Origin of the sequence: Collinsella sp. SGI.033, from assembly GCF_050315135.1 — a bacterium.
Taxonomy (GTDB): Bacteria; Actinomycetota; Coriobacteriia; order Coriobacteriales; family Coriobacteriaceae; genus Collinsella.
On sequence record NZ_JBNPOK010000082.1, the window covers coordinates 1 to 281 of the forward strand.

Genomic DNA, 281 nt, shown 5'->3' on the forward strand with positions numbered 1-281 from the left:
AAACTCACCAACGATATTCAAATTGAGGGAGTTACGTTCTCGTCTTCGCGGCCCGTAAGTATTGTTGGCAACGGACACACCGTGACGCTTAATCCGAACAGCATGATTGCCGTAAATCCGAATGCTCAATTGAACTTGGGCGCGGCAGACCGTAATGACACGCTAATAATTAGCGGTGGAAACGTGCAGTGCGGCCAAGGATATTGCCTGTTGCGTATCGAAGGCATATGCAATATGTACCCTGGCGTTACCATTGCCGACCGTATGAACAATAACGACTA

General features: G+C 48.4%; 1 protein-coding gene. It reads left to right on the plus strand.

Annotated features, from left to right (window positions below):
• The coding region (locus tag ACQRC0_RS08850; protein WP_427729347.1) for a hypothetical protein at window positions 1–281 on the plus strand (281 nt) is incomplete at both ends.